Genomic DNA, 8,887 nt, shown 5'->3' on the forward strand with positions numbered 1-8,887 from the left:
TTGGGGCTGTCTCCCGGGCCGCTGGTGAACCGGGGCCGTCCGCCGGACGGACGGCCGCATCCCCCGCCGAGGCAGCATCGGACGCGATCTGGCGCGAAAGCCGCACTGTTTCCTGCGACGGCTCGACGCCGAGCTCGCGCTTGAGCAGTTCGCGGCAACCCTGGAACTGGGCCAAGGCACGCGAGCGTTCGCCTGCCCTGGCGTAGAGGCGCATCAGCAGCCGGTGGCTTTCTTCGCGCAGATTGTCGATGGCGAGCAGGCGCTGGCCGACGGACTGTGCCTGCGAAAGGTCGCCGGCATCGGCCAGCCGGAGCGCCATGCCTTCGAGAACGGTCTGCGCCAGATTGCGGCAGCGGGTGCGTTCGAAGGTCAGCCAGTCGGAGAACTCGGCGCTGGCCGACGGACGGCTTTCGAGGAATTCGCCGTAGCGCCAGACCGGAGCAGCGCCTTCGACTATCCCGGCCGGGTTGCTGGCAAGGCTGGCGAGCCGGTCGGCGTCGACGGCAAGCGCGGCCGGATCGAGGGTGACGGCATCGCGGTCTCCGCCGAGCGCCTGCGGCCCGAGCGCGGCGCGCAGCGACGACAGCGCCTTCCTCAGGCTGCCGCGCGCCTGCTCCTCGTCGCGATCGCTCCAGAACAGCGCCGCCAGCTTGTCGCGGCCATGCAGCCGCCCGGCGGGCATGGCCAGATAGGCCAGCAGCAATTCGCATTTGCGTGTCGGCAGTTCGACAGGCTGCCCGGCCGCGTCGCGCAGCGAAAACCCGCCCAGCAGGCACAGTTCGAACGGCCCGCGATCGGTCGTCGGGCTCGCCCTGTCATGCGCCGGGACGCTTTCCCCCACCCGCCACAGCTCCTTTTCGCGACGATTTCCCGAAGATTTCACGCTTCGCGAACGCCGGCTTCCCGGCCGTCGCCGATATCCGGCCCATAGCGATCACGGAGATCGCGCCAAACCGGAGAAGACCAATGACCCTGCATAGCATGAAAGACACCCTGCCCCTAGCCGCGACGCCGGCCGGATGGATGTCCGGCATTCTGCGCCGCACCATCACGCGCTCCGTCAGCGACGCGGCGCGGGATGAGGCCGTTCGCCGCAGCCTGCGCCATGTCGGCGGCTTCGACGACCGCCTGCTCCGCGACATCGGCGTTGGCCGCGACGAGATCTTCAACGTCGTCGCGCTCGGCATCAAGCCGGCCAGTCGCCTCGGCTGAGCCAACCAAACAAACAAATCCAAGGAAAGATGAGATGTTCACCAAGACAAATACGTCCAACCTCGCCGGCGCCGTCATCGTGCTGGCGGCGATCGTCGGTGCCGGCGCGCTCACGAGCGGCGCCCATGCCGGAGATTTCAAGGTCAAGCACGGCATCGCGCATGCGGTGACGCAGGGCGGCGGGGTAAATGTGCATGGCCGCCCTGCACCCAGCCCCGGCGGCTTCAAGGCGGCGAGCAGACTGCCGTCGCTGGTCGACAGGGTGCAGCCGCGCATCCACGCCAAGATCGACTGCGTGCCCAACGGCTGCAAGTCGGGTCCGCCCGACCTCTACAAGCACAAGAAGCTGCCGTGCGAGCTCTTCGGCTGCAAGCCCGACCATGGCGGCCACCATCACGGCCACCACAAGCACGGCGCCTGGGGCTGGGGCGGAGTGACCATCGTGGCCTCCGACCACGGCGGCTGCGGCTATGAATTCTGGAAATGGAAGGTGACCGGCTGGCGCTTCTGGAAGCACGCCTATCTCGCCTGCCGCGACTGGGAGTAGGGTTTCGCAACGCCTTCAAATGCCTTGCCTTCCCCTCGCCTTGCGGGGGGAAGGTTTTCGGCCGGTCCGTCCTGCTCGATGGATGCCCCGCCCGTCGGGGCTAGGCGATGCGACGCTGGCGGCGCGACGACTGGCCGCCGCTGGCCCCGGACTGCTCCAGCGCCAATTGGTCGGAAGTGACCAGCCGGCCACGGCCTTCCTTCTTGCCGACATACATCAGCCGGTCGGCGAGCGCGACCAGCGCGTCGGGATCGGCGGCTTCCGTCGGATAGATGGCGACACCGACGGTGCAGCCGACCTGGATGTCGCCGTTCGGGGCCGGAACCTTGATGCGCAGCCGCTCCAGCACGCGCTCCGCTACGCGCACCGCCTTCTCCCTGGCCAGGTCCGGCTTGCCTGAGAACAGGAAGGCGAACTCGTCGCCGCCGAGCCGCGCGACGAAGTCGGCGCTGCGCAGGATCGTGCGCAGCTTGTCCGACACGCGCTGCAGGAGCGCATCGCCGGCCTCGTGGCCAAGCGTGTCGTTGACCTCCTTGAAGCGGTCGAGGTCGATGAACAGCAGGCCCGCCGCGTCGCCGGTTGCGGCGCAGCGGCCGATCACCGATTTGAGCTCGTTGTGAAAGGCGCGCCGGTTGGGCAGGTCGGTCAGAAGATCGTGGTTGGCCGAATGGTCGCTCTGCTGCTTGGCCAGCTCGATCTCGCGCTTTTGCACCGACAGTTCCTCGTTGGCAGCCTTGAGGTCGAGCAGCAGCTGGGCGTTGAGGTCCTCGACGACCTTGCGGTCGCTGATGTCGACGACGAAACCCTCGAGAAATTCGAGCTCGCCGGCCTCGTCCCAGACACCGCCGCCGATCTCGCGGACCCAGAGCGGCTCGCCGACCCTCGGCACGATGCGGTAGTCGACGTTCCAGTTGCAGCGCGCCTCGAGCGTTGTCGACGGCGGCGTAGACAGCGGCGAGATCGTCAGGATGGATGGCCGAGACGTAGTCGCGCACCGCATTGTGGATGAAATCGCTCGGCCGGTAGCCGCTGACGGTGAAAATGCCGTCGCTGATATAGAGCATCGTGTAGGACTGGTCGTTGCGGCAGCGGTAGAGATAGCCGTCCATGCGACCGGTGATGCTGAGCAGCGCGTCCAGCCGCTCGTCGTGGTGGCCCCCCTGGCCGACCGCGGATGCAGAAACCCCGTCATGCTTCATGGCCGCACCCCCGAGTTGGCGGTCTGAGCGCGCCGTAGATGCCGTTACGGCAAGTCGGCAAGAGGTCTTCTATATCAGGTGAGTATTCTCAATCTGTTATGGCGATGCGCCCTTAGTGCACCGCTTCTCAGTTGCCCGCCGTGTAAGCCGCGATCGCCGCCATGTTGACGATGTCTGAATCCTTGGCATTCAGCGAGACGATCTGCACCGGCTTGTTAAGGCCGACCAGCAGGGGGCCAATGACGGTCGAGCCGCCGAGCTCCTGCAGCATCTTGGTCGAGATCGAGGCCGAGTGGAACGCCGGCATGATCAGCACGTTGGCCGGGCCGATCAGCCGGATGAACGGGTACTGCGCCATGGCGCGGGCGTTGAGCGCCACGTCGGCCGCCATCTCGCCGTCATACTCGAAATCGACGCGGCGCTTGTCGAGGATGCGCACCGCCTCCTGCACGCGCTCGGAGCGCTCGCCCTGCGGATGGCCGAAGGTCGAATAGGCGAGCATGGCAAGTCTCGGCTCGTAGCCCATGCGGCGGGCGAAGCCGGCCGCCTCCTCGGCGATGTCGGCGATCTGCTCGGCGTTCGGCATGTCGTGCACGGCGGTGTCGGCGACGACGACGGTGCGGCCCCTGGCGAGCACGATCGAGACGCCGATGACGCGGTGGCCGGGCTTGGCGTCGATGACGCGGCGGATGTCGTCGAGCGCGGTCGAATAGTTGCGGGTGACGCCGGTGACGATGCCGTCGGCATCGCCCAGCGCCACCATGCAGGCGGCGAAATGGTTGCGGTCGTTGTTGATCAGGCGCTGGCAGTCGCGGAACAGGAAACCCTTCCGCTGCATGCGCTCATAGAGATAGTCGGTGTAGATGCCGTTGCGGCGCGACAGCCTGGCATTGATGATCTCGATGCCCTGCTTGTTGAGCTCGATGCCGGCGTGCTTGGCGTTTTCCTTGATGACGTCGTCGCGGCCGAGCAGGATCGCGGTGCCGAGGTTCTGGTTCACATAGGAGACGGCGGCGCGCATCACCTGCTCCTCCTCGCCCTCGGCGAAGACGATGCGCTTGGGCTGGCGGCGCACACGGTCGTAGATGCGCTGCAGCGTCGAGGCGATCGGATCGCGGCGGGCGGAAAGCTCCTGCGCGTAGCGGCCGAGATCGAGTATCGGTTTGCGGGCGACACCGGACTCCATCGCGGCCTTGGCGACAGCCAGCGGGATCGCCGCGATCAGGCGCGGGTCGAACGGCACCGGGATGATGTAGTTGGGGCCGAATTTTGGGCGGTTGCCCTGATAGGCTGCGGCGACATCGTCGGGCACGTCCTTGCGCGCCAGCTCGGCCAGCGCGCGGGCGGCGGCGATCTTCATCTCGTCATTGATGGTGGTGGCCCGGACATCCAGCGCGCCGCGGAAGATGTAGGGGAAGCCCAGCACGTTGTTGACCTGGTTCGGATAGTCCGAACGGCCCGTGGCCATGATGGCGTCGGTGCGGATTTCGGCCACTTCCTCGGGCGTGATCTCGGGATCGGGATTGGCCATGGCGAAGATGATCGGGTTCTTGGCCATCGACTGCACCATGGCGGTGGTCAGCGCGCCCTTGGCGGAGAGGCCGAGGAAGACGTCGGCGCCGTCCAGCGCCTCGGCCAGCGATCGCGCCTCGGTCTTGACGGCATGCGCCGACTTCCACTGGTTCATGCCCTCGGTGCGGCCCTGGAAGACGACGCCCTTGGTGTCGCACAGGATGATGTTTTCCGGCGAAAAGCCCATCGCCTTCATCAGCTCGATACAGGCGATGCCGGCCGCGCCGGCGCCGTTGCAGACCATCTTGGTGGTCTTCATGTCGCGGCCGGTTATCTCCAGCGCGTTGATCAGGCCGGCCGCGGAGATGATGGCGGTGCCGTGCTGGTCGTCGTGGAAGACGGGGATGTCCATCAATTCCCGCAGCCGCTGCTCGATGATGAAGCATTCCGGCGCCTTGATGTCTTCCAGATTGATGCCGCCGAAGGAGGGGCCGAGGAAGCGCACGCAGTTGATGAACTCGTCGGCGTCCTCGGTGTCGACCTCGAGGTCGATGGAATCGACGTCGGCGAAGCGCTTGAACAGCACCGACTTGCCTTCCATCACCGGCTTGGAGGCGAGAGCGCCGAGATTGCCGAGGCCGAGAATGGCGGTGCCGTTGGAGATGACGGCGACCATGTTGCCGCGCGTCGTGTAGTCGAAGGCGCGGCTCGGATCCTCCGCGATGGCGCGAACCGGAACGGCGACGCCCGGCGAATAGGCGAGGCTGAGATCGCGCTGCGTCGCCATCGGCTTGGTGGCGACGATCTCCAGCTTGCCGGGGCGGCCCATGGCGTGGAATTCCAGCGCCTCCTGCGCGCTGACGGACGGACCGCTGTTTTCGGTTTTCCTGGCCATGATCTCTTGATTTCCTCACCGGTGCGGCGCCCTTGAGATGGGCGCCATGTTATTGAGCTTCCGGATTAAGGCCAGAGGCCGCCGCTGTAAACCGGCAAGCTCGGCAAAGCTCGCCCTACTCCGACGAAGCCGCTCAGGAACGTCCCGCAGCCGCCGCGGATGCCGCGATCTCGCGCGCATGCTGGCGTACCGTTCCGTAGCGCCGCAACGACCCGGTTCCGGGAAAGGGCCATTGCGAAAGCGTTGGCTCGGCGCTTCCCATGCGCTCGCGCAACGCCGACAGGAATTCCATCAGCTCCCGCCGCTGCGGCCACACCTTGGCCATGGTGCGGCTGCGGATCTCGTCGCGCGGTATGGCGCGGTCGCGCAAGGTTTCGACGGCGCGCCTGATGGCCGCCGGTTCGGGCTCGGCGATGATGCAATAGTCCGGATCGAAATAGACATCGCGGCCGCCGACGCTCGGCGTGCTCACCACCGGCAGCCCGGCCATGAGATATTCCATGCTCGAGCACATCGCCCCCTCGACGGCCGACAGGCAGAGCCCGACCGCGGCCTGGGCGTAGACGCGATTGACTTGTTGCGGCGTCAGCCGGCCGGTCCGGCCATCGACGATCGGATTGGCGATCCGGTGCAGCGGCGACTGCGCCTGCAGGCGCCGGATGAAGGCGCGGTCGCCGGCCGGCGGCAGTTCGCCGATCGAGATGGCAATATGGACCAGCCTTTCGATGTCGAAGCCGAGATAGTGGCGCTTGGTGTTCGAGATGCGGCCGTTGTAGACGGCATCGAATTCGACCGGGACATCCGGCAGGGGCCGAAAGATGTCCTCCGAGACCATCAGATTGTGGTTGGAGAAAATCGCCGTGCCCCCGACCGCGGCAACGAGGCGGCGCTCCGCCTCGTTGTTGCAGAGAAAAATCAGCTCGTGGAGCGGGAAGTGCTCGCGATACCAGGCGATGTCCTGGCCGAGCCTGGCGATGACGTGCGGCCGTTCGAGTGTCCAGCTCGGCATCAACAGGAATGCGGCGCGGCGCGAGGCGAGGTGCCTGCCGATCGCCGCTATCGAGCTGAGCGGGCGCTCGCCGCCGATCGGCATGTAGATCAGCAGCGGATCATGGCTGAGCACATGGATCGCGACCTTCATGCCGCCGCCGAGGCCGGACAGCGGGCCGTGGCCGGGAAGCAGGAAAGGCAATCGCTTTTGCACCGACTGATTGAGACGGCCAAGCCTGTGGCCGGCGCGCCGCTGCAGGCGTTCGAGCGGCGTGCCGGCCGACCCGACCATCTCCTCGAATGATTCCTGACCGAACCTGTCCATCGACCCCGCCCCCGAGCTCCGTGGATGACTTATGCTGGCCGCCGGCGCGTTGCAATGCCGGCACGCCTTGGCCGCCGGTGGCCGGAGCGACGCGGTCTTCCCCTGCTTTTCGAGCGGCCGGCATTAAACCCGGCAACCACATCTGCTAGCGTGCCCCAATGAACATGCACATGCCGACCGACAACGACGCCCCGGACACGATGGCGCCGGCGCCTGCCGTGGGCGGCGTCACGCCGATGATGGAGCAGTATATCGAGATCAAGGCGGCGAACCCGGATTCGCTCCTGTTCTACCGCATGGGCGATTTCTACGAGCTGTTCTTCGACGATGCCGAGAAAGCAAGCCGCGCGCTCGGCATCGTGCTGACCCGGCGCGGCAAGCACCAGGGACACGACATTCCGATGTGCGGCGTGCCGGTGCATGCGGCGGATGACTATCTGCAGAAGCTGATCGCGCAAGGCTTCCGCGTCGCCGTCTGCGAGCAGACCGAGGACCCGGCGGAGGCCAAAAAGCGCGGCTCGAAATCGGTGGTGCGGCGCGACGTGGTGCGGCTGGTGACGCCCGGCACCATCACCGAGGACAAATTGCTGGCGCCGTCCGAATCGAGCTTCCTGATGGCGCTCGGGCGGGTGAAGGGAGGCAGCAACGATCATGCCTTCGCACTGGCCTGGATCGAGATCTCGACCGGGGTCTTCCGCGTCGCCGAGACCACCGCCGACCGGCTGCTCGCCGACATCTTCCGCGTCGACCCGCGCGAGCTGATCGTCGCCGAGCCGGTGTTTTACGACCCCGAGCTGAAGCCGCTGTTCGACGTCATCGGCCGCGTCGCCAGCCCGCAGCCGCCGTCGCTGTTCGATTCGGCCTCGGCCGCGGGACGCATCGCACGCTTCTTCGCGGTGGCGACGCCGGACAGTTTCGGGACGTTTTCGCGCGCCGAACTGTCGGCCATCTCAGGCACTATTGCCTATGTCGAGAAGACGCAGAAGGCCGAGCGGCCGCCGCTGTCGCGACCGGAGCGCGAGGAGAGCGGCTCGACGCTGTTCATCGACCCGGCGACGCGCGCCAATCTGGAGCTCTTACGCACGCTTTCGGGCAGCCGCGACGGCTCGCTGTTCAAGGCGATCGACCGCACGGTGACCGGCGGCGGCGCGAGGCTCTTGGCCGACCGGCTGATGGCGCCGCTGACCGATCCGGCGGCGATCGGCGCCAGGCTCGATTCGGTGTCGTTCTTCCGCGCCGAAACGCGGCTCTGCCAGGCGGCGCGGACGAGCCTGAAGAGCGTCGCCGACATGCCGCGCGCGCTGTCCAGGCTGGCGCTCAATCGCGGTGGTCCGCGCGATCTCGGCGCGTTGCGCGCCGGCTTCGAGGCGGCCGACGCAATCGTGCATCTGTTTGCGGCGACCACCCTGCCGCGGGAACTTGCGGCGGCGCTGGCCTCGATCAAGGCCTTGCCGCGCGATCTGCGCGACCATCTCAGCCAGGCGCTGGACGAGGAATTGCCGCTGTTGAAGCGCGACGGCGGCTTCGTGCGGTCGAGTTACAATGCCGAGCTCGACGAGATGCGGGCGCTGCGTGACGAGTCGCGCAAAGTGATCGCCGGGCTGGAGCGCTCGCTGATCGAGGTGACCGGCATCCGCTCGCTGAAAATCCGGCACAACAACGTGCTCGGCTACTACATCGAGGTCACCGCCAATCACCATGCAGCGATGACCGGCAGCGACGAGGCCAAGGGGCGCTTCATCCACCGCCAGACCATGGCCAACGCCATGCGCTTCACTACGACGGAGCTGGCCGAGCTGGAATCGAAGATCGCCAACGCCGCCGACCGGGCGCTGAGCATCGAGCTCGCCGCCTTCGACCGGCTGACGGCCGAGGTTGTCGGCGAAGCCGACAGCATCCGCGCCGGCGCCGAGGCGCTTGCCGCGCTCGACGTGTCGGCCGCCCTTGCGCTGCTTTCGGAAAGCGAGGCCTGGTGCCGGCCGGAAGTCGATTCCAGCCTCGCCTTCGAGATCGAAGGCGGCCGGCATCCGGTGGTCGAGCAGGCGCTGCGGCGATCGGGCGAAGGCCCGTTCGTCGCCAACGACTGCGACCTTTCGCCGGAAGGCGGCGCCAAGGCCGGCGCCATCTGGCTGCTGAACGGTCCCAACATGGGCGGCAAGTCGACCTTCCTGCGGCAGAACGCGCTGATCGCCATCCTTGCCCAGACC

Annotated in this window: 7 protein-coding genes and 1 pseudogene; 3 read left to right on the forward strand and 5 right to left on the reverse strand. The window is 67.0% G+C overall.

Annotation, left to right across the window (positions count from 1 at the left end):
* Positions 1-841: BTAD domain-containing putative transcriptional regulator (locus EN738_RS25205; protein ID WP_281034326.1), on the reverse strand; the 841-nt coding region annotated here is incomplete at its 3' end.
* 125 nt (positions 842-966) lie between these two features.
* Here EN738_RS25205 and EN738_RS25210 point away from each other — a divergent pair.
* Entirely contained in the window at positions 967-1,212 is a 246-nt protein-coding gene (locus tag EN738_RS25210) for a DUF1127 domain-containing protein (RefSeq protein WP_127286075.1), read from the forward strand.
* Positions 1,213-1,246: 34 nt separating this feature from the next.
* Positions 1,247-1,759, forward strand: coding sequence for a hypothetical protein (locus EN738_RS25215; RefSeq protein WP_127286076.1), 513 nt, complete (start codon positions 1,247-1,249; stop codon positions 1,757-1,759).
* A gap of 100 nt (positions 1,760-1,859) precedes the next feature.
* On the opposite strand, the gene EN738_RS25220 is transcribed toward EN738_RS25215, so the two are convergent.
* The 4 genes and pseudogenes from EN738_RS25220 to EN738_RS25230 all read right to left on the reverse strand — a co-directional run bounded on the left by EN738_RS25220 (position 1,860) and on the right by EN738_RS25230 (position 6,680).
* Positions 1,860-2,759 carry a sensor domain-containing diguanylate cyclase gene (locus tag EN738_RS25220; RefSeq protein ID WP_245494667.1) on the reverse strand — a complete coding sequence of 300 codons (900 nt, stop codon included), beginning with the start codon at positions 2,757-2,759 and terminating at the stop codon, positions 1,860-1,862.
* Positions 2,746-2,958, reverse strand: a pseudogene (locus EN738_RS36945) (PAS domain S-box protein); the annotation flags it as partial. The pseudogene EN738_RS36945 and the gene EN738_RS25220, both read right to left, overlap by 14 nt.
* A 127-nt stretch (positions 2,959-3,085) precedes the next feature.
* Positions 3,086-5,365, reverse strand: a complete 2,280-nt coding sequence (locus EN738_RS25225) for an NADP-dependent malic enzyme (RefSeq protein ID WP_127286077.1) — start codon at positions 5,363-5,365, stop codon at positions 3,086-3,088.
* Between the two features lie 133 nt (positions 5,366-5,498).
* Positions 5,499-6,680 (reverse strand): glycosyltransferase, encoded by a 1,182-nt coding sequence (locus EN738_RS25230; protein ID WP_127286078.1) that lies wholly within the window; start codon positions 6,678-6,680, stop codon positions 5,499-5,501.
* Positions 6,681-6,838: 158 nt separating this feature from the next.
* On the opposite strand from EN738_RS25230, the gene mutS reads away from it, so the two are divergent.
* Positions 6,839-8,887 (forward strand): DNA mismatch repair protein MutS (gene mutS / locus EN738_RS25235; RefSeq protein WP_127286079.1); only part of this gene is annotated, 2,049 nt, incomplete at its 3' end.

This window comes from Mesorhizobium sp. M4B.F.Ca.ET.017.02.2.1 (assembly GCF_003998955.1).
Classification (GTDB): domain Bacteria; phylum Pseudomonadota; class Alphaproteobacteria; order Rhizobiales; family Rhizobiaceae; genus Mesorhizobium; species Mesorhizobium abyssinicae.